Here is a 22,039-nt window from a genome sequence, read left to right on the forward strand (position 1 = left end):
GAGACTTGACATCGACACCGTACGCCATCCATTTCGAAAAGCGGCGGCGACGTAGGAACGTATATTTCGCCCGCCATCAATTGGGGCTCACGAACGTTTCGTAGCAAACCGCCTTGGCGATACGGGTAACAACACTGATGGCTGTCTACACAAATATCTCTGATAAGGAGTTGCGTTCCCTAATATCTGAGTATGATGTCGGAGAATTGGTTTCCTATGACGGAATTGCGGAAGGGTCCGAAAATTCGAACTTCTTTATTTATACGAGCAACGCCAAGATCATATTGACAATTTACGAGAAAAGAACAGACGAAAGAGACTTGCCATTTTTTCTGGGGCTGATGCAGCATCTTTGGCAGAAGGGCATTCCTTGTCCATTGCCGGTGCCACGCCACGATGGCGCGCTAATTAGTCGGCTCGCCGGCCGCCCGGCCGCACTCACGACTTTTGTCGCGGGTCGGTCCCTCCGTCGTCCAGTCGCTGCCCACTGCTACCAGGCAGGAAGAGCGTTGGCGACAATTCACGTGGCTGCGGCCGACTGCACCTTGAGTCGCGAGAACGACCTGTCGATATCGGGATGGGAAGCGCTTTGGGACAAGTCGCGCGAACGAGCGGACGAACTGCAAGCCGGGATCGCCGCCGAGGTCGAAGACGAGTTCAGGATATTACGATGCGCGTGGCCACGCGACTTACCCCGTGGCATCATCCATGGCGACTTCTTCCCGGACAACGTCTTTTTCCATGACCAAACCCTGGTGGGCGTGATCGACTTCTATTTCTCATGCCGAGAAATGTACGCCTATGATGTCGCAACCTGCATCAACGCTTGGTGCTTCGACGAGAACTCGTCTTTTGTTTTGTCGAACTGCAGGTCGTTTCTCGATGGATACCAGGCTGTGCGGCCGCTGGCCGAAAGCGAGCGCGCGGCGTTGCCATTTTTGGCCCGGGGATCAGCACTTCGCTTTCTCCTGACCCGCCTTCATGACTGGCTGTTCATTCCAGACGGCCCATTGGTTCAAAAGCGCGATCCCCGCGAATTCCTTCACCGCCTCCGCTTTCATCGGCAGGTTCGGTCCCCGGAGAACTACGGCCTATCGCTGGAAGATGCCTGAAAGCGCTATCGACAATCATGCCGTCGCTATTGCGCGGAAGGCGTCGACAACAGATATGCGCGGTGAGCTCCGGAGCCAAAGCAGTCCTATCTGTCGAACCGGTGCGGGTTTGGGCAACGGTATCTTCTTGATGCACAGCCCGGATGGCCACGGTTCCGCCCAATCGGGAACTATTGCTACGCCAAGCTCGCTATCCACCATGACTGCGATCGCCTCAATGGAGTCGAGTTCGAAGCGGTCGCGCGTGGCTATCCGCTGGGAACGCAGGTATCTATCCACCAGGCGACCACCCCAATATCGCCGGTCATAGCGTATGAAGGGGTGACTGCGGATGATGTCAAACGCATTTCCCTCAACCGTTTCTGGAACCAGCAGAACGAACGGCTCGCTTCGCACGGTCGTCCAACTGAACGATTTGGAATATCGGAAGGGCGGCTGCACGATCACCGCGACGTCGAGCTCTCCCCCTAGAACCTGATCATAGAGTTCGGGAGACGTTCCCGGCACCAGATATACATCAATGGCAGGATACGTCTTGACCAACTTCTTGAGGATCGATGGCATCATACCGGTGATTGCGCTCGATATGGCGCCAATACGCATTTCGCCCCGCGGCTGCCCATCCCCGGCCACTACGCTCAAGGCTCCCAATTCCGCGAGCAACTGCGGCGCGCGCGCTGCAACAACTGCGCCAGCGGCCGTTGCGACAACCCGGCGCCCCGCTCGCGTGACCAGCGAAGCGCCTATTTCCTGCTCGAGCGCATGAATACGCTGCGCCACTGCGGCAGGAGTGAGATCAAGCCTGCGAGCGGCTTCTGCGAACGATCCTTCGCGCACAACGTTTACCAACGTTTCAAGGAACTTTGTATCCATTGGTTTTCCTATCGATTGAAACCACAATATCCCACATTTTCTTTTGACACGCACGGTGCGATATTGCCAACGTGCAGCCAAGGGAGAACGGTCTTGGATTTGGGATTGACAGGCAAGGCCGCGCTGGTGCTCGGCGGTGGCGGCGGACTGGGCAGCGCTATTGCGCGATGTCTTTCGCTGGAAGGTGCAAAGGTTGCCGTGGGCGATATCTCGAAGGAGGCCGCGGACCAGACCGTTGCCTCGATCCGCGAGGCCGGAGGCCATTCACTCGCGCTCGCATGGGATTTGGCGGACCTTACTGCAATTGCGCCGAACATTTCGCTGGTGGAACAACATTTGGGAGGCGTCGATGTGCTGGTGAACATCACCGGCGGCCCCCCTCCCACGCCCGTTTCCGGTCAGGAACCGGCGGTGTGGCGCAAACATTTCGATTCCATGGTTCTGTCCGTCGTGGCGATCACCGACGCGGTGCTGCCCGGCATGCGATCGCGGCGATGGGGCCGCATTATCACCTCGACCTCATCCGGTATCGTTGCGCCAATTCCCAATCTCGGTCTCTCGAATGCGCTTCGATTGTCACTGGTCGGTTGGTCGAAGACGCTGGCTGGTGAAGTTGGTCGGGATGGGATCACATCCAACATCGTGTTGCCGGGCCGAATTGCCACCTCCCGAATCGCTTTCCTCGACGAGCAAAGGGCAAAGCGCGAGGGACGGAGTGTCGGTGAGATTTCCGCGCAAAGCGAGGCCTCGATCCCACTGGAACGATACGGCAACCCGCAAGAGTATGCGGATGTCGTCACGTTCCTTGCTTCTGAACGCGCATCTTACGTTACCGGCTCCGTCATTCGCATCGATGGCGGCCTCATTCCAAGTATTTGACCATAGCAGGAGCAGTCATGACGACCGACAGCGAAGCCTTCAAAATCTTGCGGGGCGTGTCTACGGCGACCATCACCACCATCCTACTGAAGAAAGGGCTTCGCTCGATCTGGATGCGAGGGGCCAGGCCATTGCAGCCATGCGACGAACGCATTGTGGGCCGCGCTTTCACGCTGCGGTTTGTTCCAGCCCGCGAAGATCTGGCCACGCCCGCCTCGTGGGCATCCCCCATTTCGACTCGTGCAGCCATAGAGCAGATGGGCGAGGGCTGCATAGCGGTGGTGGATGCGATGGGAATCACGGATGCCGGCATCTTCGGCGACATCCTTTGCGCGCGCATGAAGCAGCGAAACGTCGCGGCACTGGTGACCGACGGAGTGGTTAGGGATCTTCCGGGCGTGCTCGGTACCGGTCTCCCGGTCTGGGCCGACGGGTGCGCCGCACCGCCTTCGGTGGCCAGCCTGACCTTCGTCGCCTGGCAAGAACCCATCGGATGTGGAGGTGTCGCAGTTTTGCCGAATGATATAATCGTTCTGGATCAGGATGGAGCCGTGCTCATTCCGCAAGGTCTGCTCGAGGAGGTGCTCTCGGAAGCGCCGGAGCAGGAGCGAATGGAAGAATGGATCATGCAGGAAGTCGAACGCGGCGCGGCACTACCCGGGCTCTATCCCATGAATGAGGCAACGAAGGTCCGCTACGCGGCCTGGAGGAAAGATGCCGCGGTTTGATCTGCAAACATACTGATGCCATGACGCCATCCTTGAATCATCGCAATTCACTATCCGGCCGGCGGGACGATCGGCTATGCGCTGCGGTCGAAGGAAGGAGAGGCACGATAGAAATATGAGGGAACTCAGTAAGATAACTGGGTTGAAGGATCCAGCGTTGGAGCAGGTTGACAACCTGCGTCATGGGCCTGCGGCGTCCCGGAAAGCCGAGCGGCAAGCTCCCAAACTGCCACCTCTGAATTTGTTTCGCGTTTTCGACGCGGCAGCGCGCCATCATAGCTTTCGCCTTGCGGCGGACGAATTGTGTGTCACGCCGTCGGCTGTCAGCCAGCAGATAAGGCAGTTGGAGGACTATTTCGGAGTTCGCCTGTTTCGCCGTATGCCCCGGACCGTCGAGTTGACGAGAGACGGGACCATATTGGCTGACGTTGTCCAGGAAGCTCTCACGATGCTGGTTCGCGGATGCGGTCGCCTGTTCGACCCCGACGCTTCCGTCATTTTGTGCATCAGCACCAGCACATCGCTCGCGAATCGATGGCTCGTTAGTCACTTGAAGGGCTTTATGCAGGAGCATCCGCAAATCAAGATTACGCTCCTCGCGTCCAACGATCCTGTCGATTTCAAGAGACAGGACATCGACGTCGCGATCCGGTGGGGCAAGAATGAATGGAAATCGGATGTCTTCGCCGAGCGCCTGACAAGTGACTATCACTTTCCTGTATGCAGCCCGGCCTACCGGGACGAGATTAATCTGCGGACGCCTAGCTGCCTCTCCCGCGCGACAGTTCTGCACGAAGTCCATGGCAGTGCCTGGATTTCGTGGTTCAACACAGCGGATAGCCAGTCGGTGCACTTCCGCGACGTCCTGTATTTTGGAGATGCAGCGCTGATGCTCGAAGCTGCTGCTGCAAGCCAGGGGGTCTGTCTCACGAACTACCTTCTGGCCGAGAAGGATCTGAGGGCTGGACGCCTGATTGCCCCGTTTGAGACCGTCTTTGATCTCGAAGACGAAGGGTATTATATCCTGACAAGCGTGGACTTCGCGAACAAGCCGGCCATCGAGACCCTCCGAAACTGGCTCAGGCGAGAGGCGACCGCAACAGTGACGGCTGCGATGACCGCCGGAAATGGTGTGCCAACACACATATCCGCTGGCGTCTAGCTCATTAACTTTCATGGCGCCTGAGGGCCGGAACCGACCCGTTCGCCAATCCGATCCGACACCATTGACCCCAGGAGCCTCGTATAGTTCCAACATCGTGCCCATCAGGATCAAATGGTCGAAGGCATTTGCAAGGACGCTCAATCTCGTGATGCTTTCAGCGGATGCGTTCGAGACCATCGCCTCGGCGACCCCGTCTCCAGGATGATGCGAGTTTCGCTGACTTCCTTGGCGCGGCGGCCGTCGGGTTCATAGACATGATAGCCCCCGTTCGGCACGTGCTCGACCAACCGCTTTTTGCGCCAGCCTGTCGAGTGCGCGGCAATACAGAAAAAACGGCATATGTCGACCGAAATCCAATCTCACACCACGTGAATGGCAAGGGACGGGTCAGCGAGAAGACGCGCCAGCGTGTCGAGAAGGCGGCGCGCGACCTCGGGTACCACGCTAACGCAAGTGCGGCTGGCTTGCGTACCGGATCGTCGCGTCTGATCGCATTACAGATCGCCTCGGATATGATCGAGGTTACGCTGCCAAATTCTGCTTATTTCACTGAACTGCTTAACGGAGCGGCGCAAGCTGCGATGGAGCTGGGATGGCTTGTCACTGTAATTCCTACAATGATCGACGTAGGGATTATGGATGCATTGGGCATCGACTGCGGTATCGCGGTGGATCCGACGGGATCGGAGTCGTTGCTCAGATTCCTCAATGATCGACGTGGCGTCGTTGTCACGACCGGTCGCCCTCCAGACGACGTCGTCAAAAGTCTTCCTAATCTGTCGTTGTCATATGTCGACAATGACATCAAGAATTTGACCTTCTGTGGTTTGGACCATCTGTTAGCTGCAGGATACACCCGCCCTGCGCTGCTGACACTCAGCAGCCGCAAGTCCTATATCAACGACATCATCGCCGCTTACGAAAGCTGGTGCGTGGCTGTCGGATGCGAGGCGATCGTCGCCCGCGCCTCAAATCTTAACGAGCCACATGCGACCCGGACCGCGGAACGCCTACTCAGCCAGATTCCTCGACCAGACGCGATCTTTACGACGAATGAGGGGGCGGCCCATGGGGTGATCAAGGCTGCGCAGAAGATGGGAATAGGTATTCCCGATGATATTGGTTTGATTGCGACAATGCCGACGTCGAGAATTATTCATTCCACGCCTTCAATGACCGCTATAGATCCCAACGCATACGAAATTGGCCGTACAGCTGTTCGGACCTTGATGCAGAAAATAGGCAATTCCCCATCCGAGGAGGCTACCAGGCCGGTTCCTTTTTCGCTTCGCCCGGGCACATCGACGTCGCGCTTCCTCATCAAGCGTTCGCATCGAACTTGAAGACGGGTGCTGAACGGCGCGCTAAATCGATGGTCAACAGCCGTTGGAGATACCAGATCCTGCTCCTTCCGATCCCACCGATATCGACTAAGACCTCTACCGCCCCCGCCCAATCGCCACAGCCGGCGTGCGAACGGTTGTGATGGCCGGTCGGAAATAGGACGAGATATCGAAGTCATTGAAAGATCGCTGGGATTCACAGGCAGACCTCCATAGCCTGCTGCGTCACTGAAATACGTCAGGAATCAGTTGTGGTATCGGCGCCTTGGAAGTGCCGAGCTTTGCGCTAACTCCCCCGGCAAGAATTACTATTGCGGGCAAAGGCATCACTCACCCTGGCGGGTTTCCTTGATGCGCACCGACCAACACATCACGCATTGACCAATCGTAAGCAAGGTGGCGCTGCATCCGCCAGGGAATCGGCGAGACCAACGTCAAGTCTCGGCGCAGGATTTCAGATATCGAGCACGAGACGCCCGTCTTGCGCGCGCGATACGCAGGCCACGATGGCCTTGCCATCCTGCTTCTGCGATGCGCTGAGGAACTCATCGCGGTGATCGATCTTGCCAGAAAGCACGCGCGTGACGCATGTGCCGCAAATACCCATTTCGCACGAGGTGGTGACGCGTACCCCATTTCTCCTCAGCGCTTGCACGATGGTCTCGCCCTGCCCGACCTTGATGACACGCCCGCTTTTCGCCAGTTCGACCAGGAAACCAGGTCGGTCAGATTCTTCGGCAACTGTCGCGGCAAAGGCCTCGAAATATACGTTTGCCGTTCCGACCTTGGAGGCGAAACGTTCCACAGAGAATTTCAGGAAGGTTTCTGGACCGCAAAGGTAGATCTTTTCCTGTCCGCTAAGCTCCTGCGCGATCATCGATATTCGGGCCTGCGACCGAATACCTGACTCTTCTGACGAATATTTGTGCAGCAAGCTGGACCACTCCTCGCAGATCAACTTGTCAAAGGTGTCGATATGGTGCTGGTGCCGGCAGAGATAGTAAAAAACGAACTCTCGACCCTGTTTCGACAGCTCGTGGGCCATCGACAGGAGCGGCGTGATCCCGATGCCGCCTGCGACCAATATCGACTTGTGATCGCCTGAGGCCAGCCTGAAGGTGCTGACCGGCGTAGAGATTGAGATTTCTTCGCCTTGTTCAAGCCGATGGACTGCGGCCGAGCCGCCGTAAGATGGCGCGCCAAGGCGCACGGCAATGGTGTATTTTTCGAGATTTGCGCTATCACTTACAATGGAATATTGACGCGCAATGTGATCTGAGAGGAAGAGGCTCACATGGGCGCCAGCGTTAAATGCTGGTAGGAGTTTCCCATCGGTTGAGACAAGCTCGAGAATCCTTACATCTTCGGCCGGCTGCCAAACGCTGCCTATCCGGACGCTCAATCTGACCGCAGCGGAACTACACATGGCGAATCATGCCAGCTTCAGCAATATGGTTGACAACGAAGCGAGCCCGCTTCGTGAAAGCGCGGATATAAGTCGAAGGGAGCGCACCAAGGGCGAACGAAAACTTCGTATCCTGCAGGCCGCTTCGGACGAGTTCATACTTCACGGCTTCGAGAAAAGTAAAATTGAAGAAATCGCCAGGAAGGCGGATGTGGCTGCGGGAACCGTCTACAATTACTTTCCGACGAAGGATCTTCTTTTGATGGAACTTGTATCCTTCCATCGTGAACATTCGCCGAAGGCGCTCGCCAATCTCCTGGCAGATCCGCCTCGCGATCCCGTGAAAGCCTTCGTCGATTTCTACCGGATCATGGTTAGCGAAAGTATGCGCTATCTGGACAAGCCTCTGTGGCGCCACGCCATAGCCGCTTTCACTATCGCCGGATGGAGCGAAGCGTTCGAAAAGCGGCTGAGCCATGAGAAGGACCTGATCATCTACCAGACGTCGATTATGAACAAACTGCAGCATGTGGGCTTGCTTTCCCCAGCCCTGAATGCCGCCGATGTGGTAGAGCTTATACATTCGTGCGGCTATTTCTGGTTTCAGCAATTCCTGGCTGACGACGAGTTCACCTTCGAGGACCTGATCGAGCGCCTGCGCCAGAACATCGAGACCGCCTTAAGGCCTTATGTCGTGACGACCTCGGGCACATCGCGCCGGTAGAATGCTCGCCTAGGTGAAATCCGCAGCGATACTTCGTCACGTCCACGCCATGGATGAAAATCCGGCCCTGATCGGGCGTCACGAACCCGGCTATGGACCGCAGAGTCGTCGTCTTCCCGCAACCGCTCGGAGCAAGCAAGGCACCAATTTCGCCCTGCTTTAAGTGTGCTGGATGCGGCTCGTTCTTGCTTCACGCGTCGGCATTCAGTCAACCCGTTCCTCGTGCGACTTACCAGCTGTTCTCAGGTTTCCACCAAATCGCCTACCCGCTCGAGGTAGTAGCGCGCGAATGCGTGCACCAAGACCTCCTGCTCCTGGTACAGTCCGGGAATGCGCCGGCCATACGTGATGCCGCGCTGCTGGATCTCGGTGATCTCGATGTCCTCCTGGCTGACGACGTCGAAGCGCCTGAAATATCTTTCGGCGATTTCGTCGAAGTCGGGACGCGATGCATACCCGTCCGGGAAAGCATGGTTGACGACCAGCGTGCTGGTATTGACATCCAAGGGATAGAGGGTGATCCACCAGCACGCATCGATCGACATGGTCAGCACAGTGTTCGGCAACAGAGTGATCAGCGTGTGCTTGGACGGCGTGTCGAGGCTGAAGCCGTCCATGGGGGGAAAACCGTCCTCGCCTTGTAGCACTCCGAGCCGACCGGCGAATTCCGCCCATTGAAGCAGGTAATTCTCGTGGGGCTCGTTAATCCACGTCGAACCCGGAGCAACCGGCTGCAGGCTCTGCGCGTGGACGCTCGCAACGTGATAGGCCTCTATGGAGTTGTCGATGTAGGACTTCCAGTTGGCTTTGATGGTGTACTGCTTCTGCCGCGCCAACCGCATGTTTTCCAGCTTGTATGGCTTGAGCAGATCCGCGGCGCCGCCAAGGACACCCGCCACCGGCGGCGCGCTTGCGTCGAGATTGACGAAGATGAATCCGTTCCACACCTCACAACCCATGCTGACGAGCGGGAAATCCTGCTTGCGAAAGTTAGGGTTTAGGTCCATTTCCGGCGCCCCGATGAGCCGACCGTCAAGCCCGTAGGTCCAGCGGTGATAGGGGCAGACGAAAGCCGCCTTGTTTCCTTCGCCTTCGGCGATTAGCGCCCCGCGATGACGACAACTGGGCGAGAACGCCCTGATGACTTGGTCACCACCCATCGCGACCAGGACGCATTGCCCGACGATATGCACGGTGAAGAAGTCGCCCCTATTGGGAATTTGCTCGGCACGTCCGACAACGATCCAGGACTGCTCAAATATCTGCTTCTTTTCGACAGCAAACCATGCCGGATCGATGTAGGCCTCGCTGGGAAGCATTGTTGCTTTGCGAAAATCGGTCAAGACCGATGAAAACCGGTCCGCGCGCTTCATCTCGACAATCATAGCGAATTTCCTTTTGCGATAGATGCTACAGAAGAGGAGCTACCTCTGTTTCCCAGCGCTGGGTCCACTCGCTGACTTTGGTCGCGAGATAAGCCCAATCCGGCCGGTACGTGAATTTCTTGGCTTCCTCTTCGGAGACCTTCAGCAGGTCCATGCCCGCCGGCGTCGCGACCCGGGTGCTGGCGCGAACCTCGCCGACGGTTTCGCAGTAGGTGGTCAAGGTCTGCAGCTCGAGGTAGACGTTGAGAAATTTCGACACCTTTTCCTTGTTCTTGCTCGATGACAGCACCGCCTATCTGGTGGTGACCAGGTAGGCGGTGGGAGCGCGTTAGCGCGTGCACCGGCTCACCGGACTTCGCGGCAAGGTTCAAGGGCAGAGACTTAAGGTTTGGGATTGAGGCCGGATCGATTTCGCGGCCCCATCCCTGCTTCGCTATCGACGACAGCTTGGGATCGTCCGCCGCGATGAAATCATAGGGCGAGTTCGGCCCTGATGCCTTCAACTTGCCCAGAATTGCCGCCGCTCCCGACGCGTGAAGCTCCCATGAAACGTCTGCCTGGGTCTGCCTGGCGGGGATCTGCTTTAGCGCGTCGATATATGGACCACCCCACTCAATGCCGGTGATAACCTCGGCCGCCCTTGCCGCGCTCGATATCTCACGCATTCCCGGCAGCCCGACGGCGGCCATCGTCGAAGACGCAAGCATTGATCGTCTGGTGATCGAAATCATGGCTCGCTCCCCTTTTTTGTTGGCTCATGAGTAGCCCACGAGCGGCCGGCAATCAATGCTTTCTATATTCAACTCCAATTTTTTTGTTTTTACGTTGACGAATCCCATAAAAACATGGCCATAATATTGAAGTCGCCTCTAAATTAGGTAGGAAAATGCAATGGCCGAATTTGCCTCAAGGGGTGTCTTGGAACGGCTACGGTCATATCGAACCCCCATCATCTATGATGCCATAGAGCGGTTCGGCGTGCGCCCAAAGGCGGAAGGATATACGGATCAGTCCATCCGCAGCATCCTCCCCGAGGTCGGTAGTGTCGCCGGGTACGCGGTCACTGCTAAGCTCATCGGGGAATTTCCCCTCGCCGAGCAGGAAAGCCATCTGACCTTTAAACAGGTTTGGGAGCACTTCTCCAACGTTGGCACAACCAGCATAGCGGTGGTCCAGGATCTCGACACGCAGCCTGGACGCGCAGCCGCCTGGGGTGATGTCGCCGCCGCCATATTCAAGCGGTTGGGAATGCGTCGCCGTGCTGACAAATGGAGCCGTGAGGGATATCCACGATATAGCGGGCATGGATTTCGGCCTCTTTGCGGCAAGCGTCAGCGTTGGCCATGCCAACGTCCGCTACATTGCTCTGGACACGCCAGTGCGCGTCGCCGGATTGGAAATCAACCCACGCGACTTGCTTCACATGGACGATCACGGTGCGACAATCGTCCCAAAAGGCATCGATCCGGTGGAACTCATGCGGGTCGCGGACGAAATCATCGCCGAGGAAAACGGCGTCAAGCTCTACTGTCAGTCAGGCAAGTTCGACTTCACCCAACTCGATGCGATGCATGCGGCTTCCATGGGTGAGACGACAGCCAAGGAATAGAACTGGTCCACCCGGGAGATTTCAAATGCGATCAATCGAACATCGTGATTGGTACGAGACGATCCGTATGGGGGACGGGATCACGCTCATACACGAGCCGTGGATCAAGCCCTTCTTCCGCTGCAACATCTGGCATGTGCGGGGTCGCGATCGCGACTTGCTGTTCGACAGCGGTCTCGGTCACGTCGGCTTGAAAGCCAATGTCGCGCTGACCTGCGAGCGCAAACTCGTCTGCGTGGCCAGCCATACCCATTTCGATCACATAGGCTGTCACCACGAGTTTCCAGACCGCTGCGTGCACCGTGCCGAGGCTGCAACCCTGGCCAACCCGCGCAATGACCGCACGCTCGCCGATCGCTACGCCACGGACGACATGTTCGATGCGAAACCTCGCGGCTGGAGCACGGCGCACTACCGCGTCCAGCCCGCGCCGGCCAATCGCGTGCTGGAAGACAGGGACGTTATCGACCTCGGCGACCGCGCGTTCGAAGTGGTCCACACGCCGGGCCATTCGCCTGGTGGTATCGCGCTGTTTGAGCAAGGAACGGGCATTCTTCTCTCGGGTGACATCATTTATGATGGCCCCCTGATCGATAACGCCTATCACAGTAGCGTGGCCGCCTACGTTGCCACGCTGGAGCGGTTGCGTGACTTGGCGGTCACGGTGGTGCACGGCGGACACTTCCCCAGCTTCGGCAGAACTCGCTACCGCCAGTTGATCGATGAATACGTTGCCGGAAAGCGCAGGACAGGATGTCACATGCGATTCTAGTCGCGGCCGCAAAGGCTGCATCTGCATGTGGTCCCAACACGGACTATAGCGCGCCGACAGCCTAGTGATCAAACCCGACCCCGTCTTCGCAGGGAGAGCCAGGTTTCTCCTACACCACGCAGGAATCCGCGCTAAGAAACGCAGCAGCCGCGCGGGCGACCCGACGTTCACCGCCTTGTTGTATCAACACGCGAAAGCCCCGCGTTCATCCGGGTCAGCTACAGGGGGGATGGTCAACTTCCCGGTCCTTCGGCTCCACTACCCGTGCAGTTCGGCGACCGTAGCGCCTCTAACTTTGGAGACAGAATGGGGCCCGGCACGATCGGATTCTTCATGCAGACCAAGACCGCTCACTTCGCCGGCTGAAGCAATTGTGGCGATGTTCGACCTATCCCCGCGCCGGTTTGCCTATGGTCTCTAGCGGATGCTCGGACGACGCCAGTCCAAAGTCACCATCAAGGGCGAAACGGTCGCCCGGATGAGTGAGATACGCCATGGCAACCGCCAGCTCGCGCTTGTAAACGCGCCTCTCCAGAACAATGCACGCCGCTCCAGGCTGAACCTGCAGCAATTTTGCCAGCGTGTCAGGGGCGTTTACGGCGGTCAGTCGGTGGCGCACCCAAGACCAGATAGCATTTCGAACGAGCCATCGGCTGGGCGGCTCAGCAGAAAAGTCGGCATCGGCGGCATCCGGCAATGCTTCGAGATTGATGAAGCGCCGCTCGTGCTGCGCGACCGTGTTGTCGGCATAGTGGATCACTTCCAGGTACAGGAAGCGAGATGTCGATCCTAGATCTGCCCACTGCAACGGTCCATGTCCGTTCTGGATGACCCTCCGTTCGAGGATAGCGTACTCATAGAGCCCTCCGCGATCGATGATCTCGGTAGAGACATCACGGACAGGCATCGCGAAGCGCTCTCGAAAGCTCTTCGAAACGATTGTACCGGCGCGCTTGTTGCGCTCCAGAAGTCCCTGGTTGGCGAGCTCAGAAAGCGCCTTGCTGATGGTCTGGCGTGAGACACCATACTGCTCCATCAGTTCCGCTTCAGGCGGGATTCGGTCTCCAGGACCATAATCGCCGGCGACGATCCGCTGCATGATCTGCCGTTGAAATTGCTTGAAAAGCGGCCCGATGCCGTCGAGGTCGCCGTTGTTTGCCAAAGATCCGCTCCGTCCGTCCTCAAAGCCGTACCATAGCTGCCATTCGATGGCACTACCAACGTCGTCGACCGCGGCGTACCGACTGCCGAAAATTTCAGCACTTATGTATCAAAATTTCCTCATAATGACCAATCAATAATGCATTTTGTATTTGCATTCTTTTTTGAAATATGGTCTTTTTTAGCCGAACCAACGACAAGAAGGGCCTCGTCGCGTACTCGATGCGGAGCAATAACGTATAATGTCTTTATCTTTTAATCTCATGAAGGTTCCAGCCTCCCGGGCTCGCCTTGGAATAGGGCTCCGGGCGTTCGCCAATCCGGCAGTGGCAGGCTTGTTGAAGGCGGAAGCTGCGGATTTAGTCGAGATCGATGCCAGAGGGGACTGCACGACTGAAGCCATAGCCTCGTGCGCGATGCTGGCCAGAGCGCTGGGACTGCCCGCAGTTGTTGCCATGCCTTCCCACGACCGGACTCTTTTTGGTCCGGTGCTTGAAGGCGGCGCACAGGGGTTGCATTTGCCTGCTATCAGAGATGCATCGCAGGCTCAGAGACTCGTTCAGGCGACGAGGTACGCTCCTCTAGGCAGTCGAGGAACATTCGAGCCAGGGCCCCAGAATGACTATGCGGACGATCCTCAGGACCTGCTCGCGATAAACGACATGCTGCATGTGGGGGTGGAAGTGGAATTCGGCCTTGATCGCGCCGAAACGGCGATGATCATGAAGGTCGATGGCATCGACGCGTATGCGCTGGCGGAGCCCGGAACGGGTCGTTCCGAGGCTTGGTGGGCAAGCCTAACCGAGCTTAGTGCCCTTGCGGTGTCGCATGGGAGGTCGACCTATGCGCGCACTGACTCGACGGATGACTTTGGTCGCATGCTTCAGTCAGGAGTGGCGACCATCGTGTTCTCGACCGAGGTTGCCGAACTCGCGATGGGCTTGGCTGAAATGTGTGCGACGCCATCTCCCAGGGCGTTGTCGTCGCAGGTGATCACGTGAGCAAGAGTGCTTCAACCTCCCTGCTTTCACGGCCAAAGGCTCAGCTGGGCACCTGGATCATGATGTTCCGCGAGCGTGCGGCCTTGGCGGCGGCAGCGGATGCAGGATTGGACTTCGTCCGCTTCGACATGGAGCACACGCCGATCACGTGGGACACCGCCGGAGACCTGGCGGACATAACGGAGGAAATCGGCCTCGCCTTTTGGCTTCGACTCCCCGGTTGGAGGCCGCACTACATCGAAAAGGCGGTGAAACTCGGCATTCACAACCTCTATATCCCGCGCATCGATGCCGCGTCACAGGCATTGGAGGCGGCAGCGGTCGCCCGAGCTTCCTCTTCGCAGCCTGAAAAAGTCCATCTCACTGTAATGCTTGAGTCTCGACGAGCATTCGAATGCATCGACGAGATAGCGGCAGTCGATGGCGTCGACTGCCTTGCGATCGGACCAGCCGACCTTGCTCAGGATCTTGGTCTTTACGGGAACGGGTATGCCGACATATCGACGCTGAACTACAAGCTTCGCCTTCGCGACGCGGCGCTGCGGTTCGGCAAACAGTGGGAAATGGGCGCCTGGACGCTTGAGGATGTTGCCTTCTGGCAGCGCCAGAACTGCCCACTCCTGACCTTTCAGACAGACACGATGGTCGTGCGACAGCGCTTCCGGCGCGCAAAGCGGGCCCTTGAAAGAGCCGCGCTGCGAGGAGCGGACGAACCAATTCAACTACTGTGATCTCGTTCACGTGAACGCTCAATCCCACGGAGGAGTACCCATGAGTGAAGCAATTGAAGTGATGCCCAGCGGAGCAGCGCTCGGCGCGGAAATTCGCGGGATCGACCTGTCGCGTGGCCTTGATGAGCCTACTTGTGCTGCTATCAGAGAAGCCTTTCTTCGCCACAAGGTCATCTATTTCCGCGGGCAGTCGCTGGACGACCCACAGCTAATCGAGTTCAGCTCGATCTTCGGGGAAGTGCTGCGAGACGATCGTCCGGTCGACTACCATCGGGAACTGGATACCGACTTTCCAGGCATCGTGGATGTTGTCTCGAACGTCGAGATCGACGGAAAGCCAATTGGTGCCTTGGGTAATGGCGAGGCGATTTGGCACACGGATACGATGCCCATGCCAAATTCGGCACTGATCCTGCATGGCCTTGAAGTTCCCGAGACAGGATCGAACACCCGCTTTGCGAATACCGCCGCAGCCTATGACACGCTGCCTGACATAATGAAGCAGAAGGTCGACCGCGCGATCCTGATCCATGGTCGTAAGAACTACAACCTCGTCAAGTCGGATCACGTCGAAAACAACGACCCGTCGCAGTCTCCGGGACCCTGGTTTCCGTTGGTCCGGAAACACGGACAAACCAGTGAGAAAGCCTTGTTTCTTGGGCGAGAGGGCGACGGCTATATCGTCGGGCTCCCGGTCGACGAGAGCAACGAGATTCTCCAGCAGATCTGGGAACATGTGCTCTGCCCAGAGTTCCGATGGGAGCACAGCTGGAAGAAAGGCGATGTGCTTGTCTGGGACAATCGTTGTACCGTCCACAGCCGTGGTGCGGTTACAGCCGGACGACGTCGGATGCACCGAACGACCGTGTCGGGTGAATGGCCATCCTGGTAAACAGCGCATGCGACCGACAGGAGGCTGTCTGCCGTTTCCCTTAAACCCACCCGAATGAGAAGCTATGTCCAGCCCGATCATAGAGTTCTCCAATGTCTCCAAGTCGTTTGGCGACTTCAAGGTGTTGGACAATCTTTCTCTGAGCGTTCAGCCCAGCGAGAAAGTGGCGTTGATCGGGCCTAGTGGCTCCGGCAAGACCACGATCCTGCGTATCCTGATGACTTTGGAATCCATCGATTCCGGAAGCATCATGGTGGATGGCGAATCCCTCCTGCAGGAGCGCTCGGCGAATGGCTCGTTGTTCCCTGCTGGGAACAAACATCTGGCCCGTATGCGTCGCCAGATCGGAATGGTGTTCCAGCAGTTCAATCTGTTTCCGCATCTATCGGTGCTGGAGAATGTCACACTGCCCCAGCGCCTGACACAGAAGGCATCCCGCGAGGCCGCCGAGGAACGTGCCATAGAACTTCTCAATCTGGTCGGTCTGCGTGAGAAGGCAGATGCAAAACCAGCTCAACTCTCAGGCGGGCAGAAGCAACGAGTGGCGATCGCCCGGGCCCTGGCCCTGCGACCTCGGATAATGCTTTTCGATGAGGTCACTTCGGCGCTTGATCCGGAATTGGTCGAGGAAGTGCTGAGCGTCATGCACAAGCTCGCCGCCGAGACGGACATGACCATGCTGCTGGTCACTCACGAAATGAGCTTCGCTCACTCCTTTGCCGATAGGGTCTTGTTCTTCGAGAAGGGAAGAATCGTAGAGCAAGGCGATCCGGATCAAATATTTCAGAATCCAAAAGAAGAACGGACGCGCGCATTCCTGCGCAAAATCATAGCGGCCGGTCACGCGCTTTAGGGGAGCGTTGCCGACTTTGGACCAATAACAATCTCAATGGAAGGACAAACGAAATGCGCATTTCTCACGTTTTACTTGCACTCGCCATCGCCCTTGGATCGGTCGCGGCTGTGCCTTTTGCAGCATTTTCACAAGACACGCTCGATAATGCCCGAAAATCGGGTGAAATCAGTATCGCCATTGGGAACGCGCCGCCTTGGGCAGAACTCTCTGCAGATGGCAAGCCTCAGGGGGCGGCGCCTGAAGTGGCAGTCGAAGCGCTCAAGCGGCTCGGCATTGCGAACGTGAAAGCGACGATTGTCGATTACGGTGCAATGATACCAGCCCTGAACGCTGGTCAGTTCGACGTGGTCGCGGCTGGCCTTTACCTGAATCCGCAACGCTGCGCCGCAGTTGTCTTCTCTCAGCCCGATCTATGCGACGCTGCTGCCTTCGTCGTGAAGAAGGGCAATCCGCTCAACCTTCAAACCTACCAAGATGTAGCAGCCAATCCCAAGGCACGCCTTGCGACCTGTGGCGGCTGCGTCGAGGAAACCTATGCTCGCGATGCAGGCATTCCTGACGATCGTTTGGTTCTGATCGGCGACGAGCAAAGTGCAATTCAGCTCTTGCGCACGGGGCGCGTCGATGCCTACGGCTACCCCGCCGTTTCATCCGTTACACTGGTGCGCAAAAACAAGCTTGAAAGCGAGCTCGACATCGTATCGCCGATTAAAGACAAGGCGGTTGGTTGTGGCGGGGCGGTCTTCCGCAAGGCGGACCAGAGCTTCCGCGATGCTTACGACAAAGAGCTTGCCGCCATGAAGACCGATGGGACCTTCGACCGCATTCTCAACAAGTACGGGTTTCCTACCGACGAACCGAAGAAAATCACCCGGGTCCAGCTCTGTGGTAGTGAAAACTGATAGCCTTCGACGCTGCCGATCGTGACGGTCGGCAGCGTCGGCGAGCTATCTGAAAGGGGATGCCGATGGATTTGCAAAGCCAAATGCGGCTGCTTGCTGAAGGTGCCAAGGTTACGGTTCTCCTGACCTTCGGTGGTATGGTAATCGCGCTAGTCTTTGCGTTCGCGGCAGGTCTCGCCCGATTGAGTGCCTGGCGTTCGGTTCGATGGCCGGCAGTCGCTTTGGTAGAGTTCCTTCGGGGCACCTCGGTTTATGTCCAGCTTTTTTGGGTATTCTACGTAATGCCCTTTCTCGGCATGCGATTGCCTGCCATCGTCGCTGGAATCGTTGTGCTGGGCTTCAACGTCGGTGCGTTCGCTTCCGAGGTTGTACGCGGCGGCATGCGCTCGGTGCCTGCAAGCCAACGAGAAGCGTGCGTCGCTCTCAACTTCACGACTTGGCAGAGTTTTCGCCACATCATCTTGCCCCAGGCCCTGAGGATCATGTTGCCGCCGTTCGGCAATCAGGTTGTCGAGTTGACCAAGATCAGCGCCGTCGTGTCTCTCATCACTGTCGCCGACATCACCTTCCAGGCTCAGTTGATCCGATCCGCAACCGGCGACACGGTCATGCCCTATCTGAGCATCCTCGCCTTCTACTTCGCGTTCGCGATGAGTCTGGTCATCATGATGCGCACGCTGGAACGACGGATGGTACGTCGACTGGGAGAAGCAGCGTGAACTGGGACTGGAATTTCGTCGCGAACTTCATGCCAAGACTGCTCGAAGGCATGGTCGTGACCCTGCAGGCCACACTCGTGGGAAGCTTAATTGCGCTTCTATTGGGCATCTTGTTCGCAGTGGGGCGTGGGATGCCAAGCCGTTGGGTTCGGTGGCCGATTGTGGCTTTTACGGACTTTATTCGCTCGACGCCGCTTCTGGTTCAGCTTTTTGTGTTGTTTTACATGGCCCCACAGTTCGGCCTGACGCTGTCGCCGTTTCAAGCTGGTGTGATCGGAATCGGCCTTCACTACGCATGTTACATGGCGGAGGTTTATCGAGCCGGCATCGCCACAGTGCCCCGGGGGCAATGGGACGCAGCGCACGCATGCGGCTTTTCGACTTGGCATACCTGGACCCGCATCGTCATGCCACAGGCTGTTCCACCAATCGTCCCGGCGCTTGCGAACTATGTCAACGGGATGTTTAAGGAAACACCCCTGCTTTCCGCCATCACGGTGGTCGAACTCATGACGCAGGCCCGTAACGTGGCCAACTTCAGTTATCGTTACATCGAACCCATAACCATGGCCGGAGTACTGTTTCTCGCATTGAGCATTCCCACGACGATCATCGTACACCTGTTGGACAGGCGTTTCGGTCGGATTGAACATTAGCGAACGCGCAAACTAACCCTGGGAACGCGACCGACGGCTCATGGCAATCTGCCCGATCCCTGATCCGCAACGGAGCGCGCGGTCGCTTCTTCAATGTCGTCGATTTCGTCAACCAACTTGAGACCTGACTACCTGACGAGGCTGGACTTCGTCGTGCTCGATAAACTCGGCTATCTGCCATTCGCACAAGCCGGTGGGCAATTGCTCTTCCACCTGATCAGCAGGCTTTACGAACGGACCTCGATCATCGTCACCACCAATCTGGCGTTCGGCGAATGGCCGGTGTCTTCGGCGACGCCAAGATGACGACGGCGCTGCTCGACCGTCTCACCCACCACTGCGAGATCATCGAGGCCGGAAACGAATCCTGGCGATTCAAGAACCGCTCCTGATCACCCCATAACGCCGACCCGCACGCTGCTCGCATTCCGGCGCCGCGTCGAAGAATGGCTTGCGCGAGAGCGGTTCTCGGGAGCGATCGCAAGGGCCGGGCTTCCCAAGACCTACGGGGAGCGCTTCCGGCTTCACCGAGCGTGAAGTGAACGCGAAGCCGGGCCATTGCGCTAGGCGAGACCTTTCCCACCCCCTACTACCAGAGCGCCTATTGGCGCGCGGTGGCGCCGCCGTCCACCACCAGAACCGAGCCCTGACAGCAGGTCGACGCCTCGCTCGAAGCCGTCATCGCAACCGGTGGCGCTTCAGTTAACTAATGTCATTGACAAATTTTATGCTGAAAATCTTTGTTAGCCGCCAACAGATCGGTAATGAAATAGTCCGAAGCTTTCGTCAAAGCTGTTCCTTTAGGGCGAATCAGGTGAAGAGAAACCGAATGATTGAACCTTTCCTCCAATATAACGTATAATTTACCTGAACTTACATAATTTTCCGCCGTATGCCTTGGCAAATATCCGATATAAGACCCCGACAATATCAATATAAGCTCAGACTCAACATCGTTTACAGTAGCGTCAGCACGATCGAATCCTATATTCGTTACATCTCGCAGGTTCCAATATCTTTTTGATATTATTCGATAATTGTGAATCGTCCCCATTACTGTCTCGACATCGGTAACCCCAAAAAGTGGATGGCCAGAGCCACAATACATAAAATGCTCTTCATCGTATAAACGATCGTAAATCAGCCCCGTTGTCAGCTTCGGGCTAAAACCGATTCCAATATCAAGAGATCCATCCAGCACAGAAATCTCTAGTTGCTGCGGACTCATCATTCTTATATTGAAGATGACGTTATGATCTCGCCGGCTGAAGCGGCGCAGGGCCTCGGATATTGGACAATTTGGATCATCCGCAATGCTGTCGATGATCCCGATGTTCAATTCTCCGGAGAGCTCACTCTTTAGATTTCGAACATCTGACCGGTAGGCGTCTATCGCACCGAACAGCTTCTCTGCGGCGTGAAGCACCCGGGTCCCTCGATCCGTCAGGCTAAAGCCGGCCCTTCCGCGACGGCATAATTTATATCCCAACCTCTGCTCAAGGGCAGCCATGTGATTGGAAATGGTGCTCTGGCTAACATTCAGGGTGGCTTCGGCCGCGGTGAATCCCCCAGACTTAGCGACGACCCAGAAAATTCGCAGCAGTCGCAGGTCTAGGTCGTTGAAGCCATTCACGATTTGCACTCCAGGATGAGAGCCGGTTTCCCATTGTGCAAATGCCGGTCTTCCTGTCTACGATTAAAAGAGTCCCTGTCTCGCAGCTCCATCAGCAAAAAATACCTCGCCGCCACGGCGCGAGAGATTCAAAAACTATGACAATGCAAGGGGAACAACGGCTACACTAAAGCCGGCCAGTTTCATCGGCATGAGCCAGTTTTATCGGCATGAGAAAGCGTGCAGCGACTCGGCTGCCGTGGCGACGCCCTATTACCAGGCACCGGCACCAAGAATCACCCACAGACGTGGCCTGGGCTCTAACGTACCCATCGAACGCGCGGCCGCCAGCCAAGAGCCTCCTTTGCTCGCCGATTGTCGATCAGGGAAGCAAAACTGTCGTCCTCAAACCGCTGGATGTCCCAAAGACGGGGAAGTCGGCCGTATACGCGACGCACATATTCAAGCGAAGGTACCGATCCGTAAATATCATCAGCACAGATATTGAATATCGAGAACAGTGGCCCCTCGTAGTCGAGTGCGCGGCAGAAAGCGTCAGCTGCGTCATCGGGGTCGATATGAGCCCGACTGACTGGTAGCCCCTCCCGGTAAATGCCGGAGCCAGCGCTGCCCGTCCCATTCTCTTCGGGTGTTTCGATGACCTCGCCAACATACTTGATGATCTCGGGGAACATCACATAGCACGGCCGGATACAGACGATACGCATCGCGTTGTCCAAGGCGATGGTCCGAGCCATCTGCTCGCCCAATTGCTTCGAAAGGCCATATGTGCCAGTCACCATCGGCGGGTGTGCTTCGTTGATGGGAAGGTGCATCGGGAAATTGGTTGCATTGATGCCAATCGCCGAGCTGCTGGAACAGACAATCACCTGCCTGACCTTCGCGATCCGCGCCGCTTCCAGCACTTTCCACGTACCCTCAACATTCAATTGAAAGGTCGTCGTGGGGGTACAATTCCAGGATGCGTCGGCGCCGGCAAGATGAACAACGGCGTCCTGTCCGCGAAACGCCAAGACCATCGTGTCAAGATCGAGGATATCTCCAGCAGCTATCGAGCCCTTGAAGCCTCGCGGGGCAGCGGCTGGATCGATGACCGAAATCTCCGCCTGGCCCTCAAGCCTTTGAAGCAGATGCCTGCCAAGCCGCCCGAACCCTCCAGTAATGACCACTTTGCGCACGGCGTCTCCTTTGATTGTGTGAGCGAAGAATCTTAGCAACATTGCGCCGGGCGTCACATGGGTAACTGCCAATAGTTCCATTCACACTCGGCCATCGGTCGGGTCCACCGAAGAAGCTAGTGTCAGCTTTGAGCGGTAAGAGCGGATGAGTCAGTCGCCCGTCGGATGCCACGCCAGCGTCGCAGGGGGTCTCTGCTTCCATGGATACGCCAACAAGTAAGAATTCGCATCTGCTGATTTACAAGCCGGCAAAGGCCGATAATCTCCCGCTTAACGCTTTTTGAAAATCAGCAATGGGCCGGGTCTGCAACTAGG

24 protein-coding genes and 2 pseudogenes are annotated in these 22,039 nt (G+C 57.1%); 17 read left to right on the forward strand and 9 right to left on the reverse strand.

Features of this window, described 5'->3' with window-relative positions:
- The first annotated feature begins 137 nt into the window (after positions 1–137).
- Complete coding sequence (gene thrB, locus ACZ89F_RS27045) at positions 138–1,112, forward strand: homoserine kinase (protein WP_476095078.1); 975 nt, start codon at positions 138–140, stop codon at positions 1,110–1,112.
- 15 nt (positions 1,113–1,127) lie between these two features.
- Here the strand turns inward: thrB and ACZ89F_RS27050 are convergent, their stop codons facing one another.
- Positions 1,128–1,985, reverse strand: a complete 858-nt coding sequence (locus ACZ89F_RS27050) for a LysR family transcriptional regulator (RefSeq protein WP_476095079.1) — start codon at positions 1,983–1,985, stop codon at positions 1,128–1,130.
- A gap of 93 nt (positions 1,986–2,078) precedes the next feature.
- Here ACZ89F_RS27050 and ACZ89F_RS27055 point away from each other — a divergent pair, with 93 nt between their 5' ends.
- The 4 genes from ACZ89F_RS27055 (at position 2,079) to ACZ89F_RS27070 (ending at position 6,100) form a co-directional block, all read left to right on the forward strand.
- Positions 2,079–2,864 carry an SDR family oxidoreductase gene (locus ACZ89F_RS27055; RefSeq protein WP_476095080.1) on the forward strand — a complete coding sequence of 262 codons (786 nt, stop codon included), beginning with the start codon at positions 2,079–2,081 and terminating at the stop codon, positions 2,862–2,864.
- 17 nt (positions 2,865–2,881) lie between these two features.
- Entirely contained in the window at positions 2,882–3,592 is a 711-nt protein-coding gene (locus tag ACZ89F_RS27060) for a ribonuclease activity regulator RraA (RefSeq protein WP_476095081.1), read from the forward strand.
- Between the two features lie 157 nt (positions 3,593–3,749).
- On the forward strand, positions 3,750–4,754 hold the full coding sequence (locus ACZ89F_RS27065; RefSeq protein WP_476095082.1) for a LysR substrate-binding domain-containing protein: 1,005 nt from the start codon (positions 3,750–3,752) through the stop codon (positions 4,752–4,754).
- 257 nt (positions 4,755–5,011) lie between these two features.
- Positions 5,012–6,100 (forward strand): LacI family DNA-binding transcriptional regulator, encoded by a 1,089-nt coding sequence (locus ACZ89F_RS27070; RefSeq protein ID WP_476095083.1) that lies wholly within the window; start codon positions 5,012–5,014, stop codon positions 6,098–6,100.
- A gap of 454 nt (positions 6,101–6,554) precedes the next feature.
- On the opposite strand, the gene ACZ89F_RS27075 is transcribed toward ACZ89F_RS27070, so the two are convergent.
- Positions 6,555–7,394 carry a flavin reductase family protein gene (locus tag ACZ89F_RS27075; RefSeq protein WP_476095084.1) on the reverse strand — a complete coding sequence of 280 codons (840 nt, stop codon included), beginning with the start codon at positions 7,392–7,394 and terminating at the stop codon, positions 6,555–6,557.
- A gap of 130 nt (positions 7,395–7,524) precedes the next feature.
- Between ACZ89F_RS27075 and ACZ89F_RS27080 the strand changes: the two genes are divergently transcribed.
- Positions 7,525–8,229, forward strand: coding sequence for a TetR/AcrR family transcriptional regulator (locus ACZ89F_RS27080; RefSeq protein ID WP_476095085.1), 705 nt, complete (start codon positions 7,525–7,527; stop codon positions 8,227–8,229).
- Here the strand turns inward: ACZ89F_RS27080 and ACZ89F_RS27085 are convergent.
- The 3 genes and pseudogenes from ACZ89F_RS27085 to ACZ89F_RS27095 form a co-directional block, all read right to left on the reverse strand.
- Positions 8,135–8,383, reverse strand: a pseudogene (locus ACZ89F_RS27085) (ATP-binding cassette domain-containing protein); the annotation flags it as partial. The gene ACZ89F_RS27080 and the pseudogene ACZ89F_RS27085 sit on opposite strands and share 95 nt — an antisense overlap.
- An 88-nt stretch (positions 8,384–8,471) precedes the next feature.
- A complete protein-coding gene (locus ACZ89F_RS27090) occupies positions 8,472–9,614 on the reverse strand; it encodes an aromatic ring-hydroxylating oxygenase subunit alpha (protein WP_476095086.1) in 1,143 nt (380 codons plus the stop codon).
- Between the two features lie 25 nt (positions 9,615–9,639).
- Entirely contained in the window at positions 9,640–9,903 is a 264-nt protein-coding gene (locus ACZ89F_RS27095; protein WP_476095087.1) for a hypothetical protein, read from the reverse strand.
- A gap of 326 nt (positions 9,904–10,229) precedes the next feature.
- On the opposite strand from ACZ89F_RS27095, the gene ACZ89F_RS27100 reads away from it, so the two are divergent.
- Positions 10,230–10,379, forward strand: coding sequence for a hypothetical protein (locus tag ACZ89F_RS27100; RefSeq protein ID WP_476095088.1), 150 nt, complete (start codon positions 10,230–10,232; stop codon positions 10,377–10,379).
- A gap of 168 nt (positions 10,380–10,547) precedes the next feature.
- On the opposite strand, the gene ACZ89F_RS27105 is transcribed toward ACZ89F_RS27100, so the two are convergent.
- Positions 10,548–10,919, reverse strand: coding sequence for a hypothetical protein (locus ACZ89F_RS27105; protein WP_476095089.1), 372 nt, complete (start codon positions 10,917–10,919; stop codon positions 10,548–10,550).
- Between ACZ89F_RS27105 and ACZ89F_RS27110 the strand changes: the two genes are divergently transcribed.
- Both ACZ89F_RS27110 and ACZ89F_RS27115 read left to right on the forward strand, forming a co-directional pair.
- Positions 10,918–11,223, forward strand: coding sequence for an RraA family protein (locus ACZ89F_RS27110; RefSeq protein WP_476095090.1), 306 nt, complete (start codon positions 10,918–10,920; stop codon positions 11,221–11,223). The genes ACZ89F_RS27105 and ACZ89F_RS27110 overlap by 2 nt on opposite strands.
- A 25-nt stretch (positions 11,224–11,248) precedes the next feature.
- The gene (locus ACZ89F_RS27115) at positions 11,249–11,995 is read left to right on the forward strand and encodes an MBL fold metallo-hydrolase (RefSeq protein ID WP_476095091.1); all 747 of its coding nucleotides are present in this window, start codon (positions 11,249–11,251) and stop codon (positions 11,993–11,995) included.
- A gap of 388 nt (positions 11,996–12,383) precedes the next feature.
- Here the strand turns inward: ACZ89F_RS27115 and ACZ89F_RS27120 are convergent, their stop codons facing one another.
- Entirely contained in the window at positions 12,384–13,157 is a 774-nt protein-coding gene (locus ACZ89F_RS27120; protein ID WP_476095092.1) for a GntR family transcriptional regulator, read from the reverse strand.
- Between the two features lie 334 nt (positions 13,158–13,491).
- Here ACZ89F_RS27120 and ACZ89F_RS27125 point away from each other — a divergent pair, with 334 nt between their 5' ends.
- The 8 genes and pseudogenes from ACZ89F_RS27125 to ACZ89F_RS27160 form a co-directional block, all read left to right on the forward strand.
- A complete protein-coding gene (locus ACZ89F_RS27125; RefSeq protein ID WP_476095093.1) occupies positions 13,492–14,157 on the forward strand; it encodes an aldolase/citrate lyase family protein in 666 nt (221 codons plus the stop codon).
- Positions 14,154–14,888 (forward strand): aldolase/citrate lyase family protein, encoded by a 735-nt coding sequence (locus tag ACZ89F_RS27130; RefSeq protein WP_476095094.1) that lies wholly within the window; start codon positions 14,154–14,156, stop codon positions 14,886–14,888. Before ACZ89F_RS27125 ends, ACZ89F_RS27130 begins: the two co-directional genes overlap by 4 nt.
- Positions 14,889–14,928: 40 nt before the next feature.
- On the forward strand, positions 14,929–15,780 hold the full coding sequence (locus tag ACZ89F_RS27135) for a TauD/TfdA dioxygenase family protein (RefSeq protein ID WP_476095095.1): 852 nt from the start codon (positions 14,929–14,931) through the stop codon (positions 15,778–15,780).
- Between the two features lie 64 nt (positions 15,781–15,844).
- A complete protein-coding gene (ehuA, locus tag ACZ89F_RS27140; RefSeq protein WP_476095096.1) occupies positions 15,845–16,633 on the forward strand; it encodes an ectoine/hydroxyectoine ABC transporter ATP-binding protein EhuA in 789 nt (262 codons plus the stop codon).
- 53 nt (positions 16,634–16,686) lie between these two features.
- The gene (gene ehuB, locus ACZ89F_RS27145) at positions 16,687–17,538 is read left to right on the forward strand and encodes an ectoine/hydroxyectoine ABC transporter substrate-binding protein EhuB (protein ID WP_476095097.1); all 852 of its coding nucleotides are present in this window, start codon (positions 16,687–16,689) and stop codon (positions 17,536–17,538) included.
- A 59-nt stretch (positions 17,539–17,597) separates the two neighbouring features.
- Positions 17,598–18,257, forward strand: coding sequence for an ectoine/hydroxyectoine ABC transporter permease subunit EhuC (ehuC, locus tag ACZ89F_RS27150; protein WP_476095098.1), 660 nt, complete (start codon positions 17,598–17,600; stop codon positions 18,255–18,257).
- Complete coding sequence (gene ehuD / locus ACZ89F_RS27155; protein WP_476095099.1) at positions 18,254–18,913, forward strand: ectoine/hydroxyectoine ABC transporter permease subunit EhuD; 660 nt, start codon at positions 18,254–18,256, stop codon at positions 18,911–18,913. The genes ehuC and ehuD overlap by 4 nt, the downstream gene beginning before the upstream one ends.
- A gap of 50 nt (positions 18,914–18,963) precedes the next feature.
- Positions 18,964–19,305 (forward strand): annotated as a pseudogene (locus ACZ89F_RS27160) (ATP-binding protein); the annotation flags it as partial.
- Positions 19,306–19,625: 320 nt separating this feature from the next.
- On the opposite strand, the gene ACZ89F_RS27165 reads toward ACZ89F_RS27160, so the two are convergent.
- Both ACZ89F_RS27165 and ACZ89F_RS27170 read right to left on the reverse strand, forming a co-directional pair.
- Positions 19,626–20,546: a LysR family transcriptional regulator gene (locus tag ACZ89F_RS27165; protein WP_476095100.1), complete on the reverse strand. Its 921-nt coding sequence runs from the start codon at positions 20,544–20,546 to the stop codon at positions 19,626–19,628.
- 299 nt (positions 20,547–20,845) lie between these two features.
- Positions 20,846–21,724 carry an NAD-dependent epimerase/dehydratase family protein gene (locus ACZ89F_RS27170; protein WP_476095101.1) on the reverse strand — a complete coding sequence of 293 codons (879 nt, stop codon included), beginning with the start codon at positions 21,722–21,724 and terminating at the stop codon, positions 20,846–20,848.
- Positions 21,725–22,039: the final 315 nt, after the last annotated feature.

Source organism: Mesorhizobium sp. USDA 3734, from assembly GCF_056279665.1.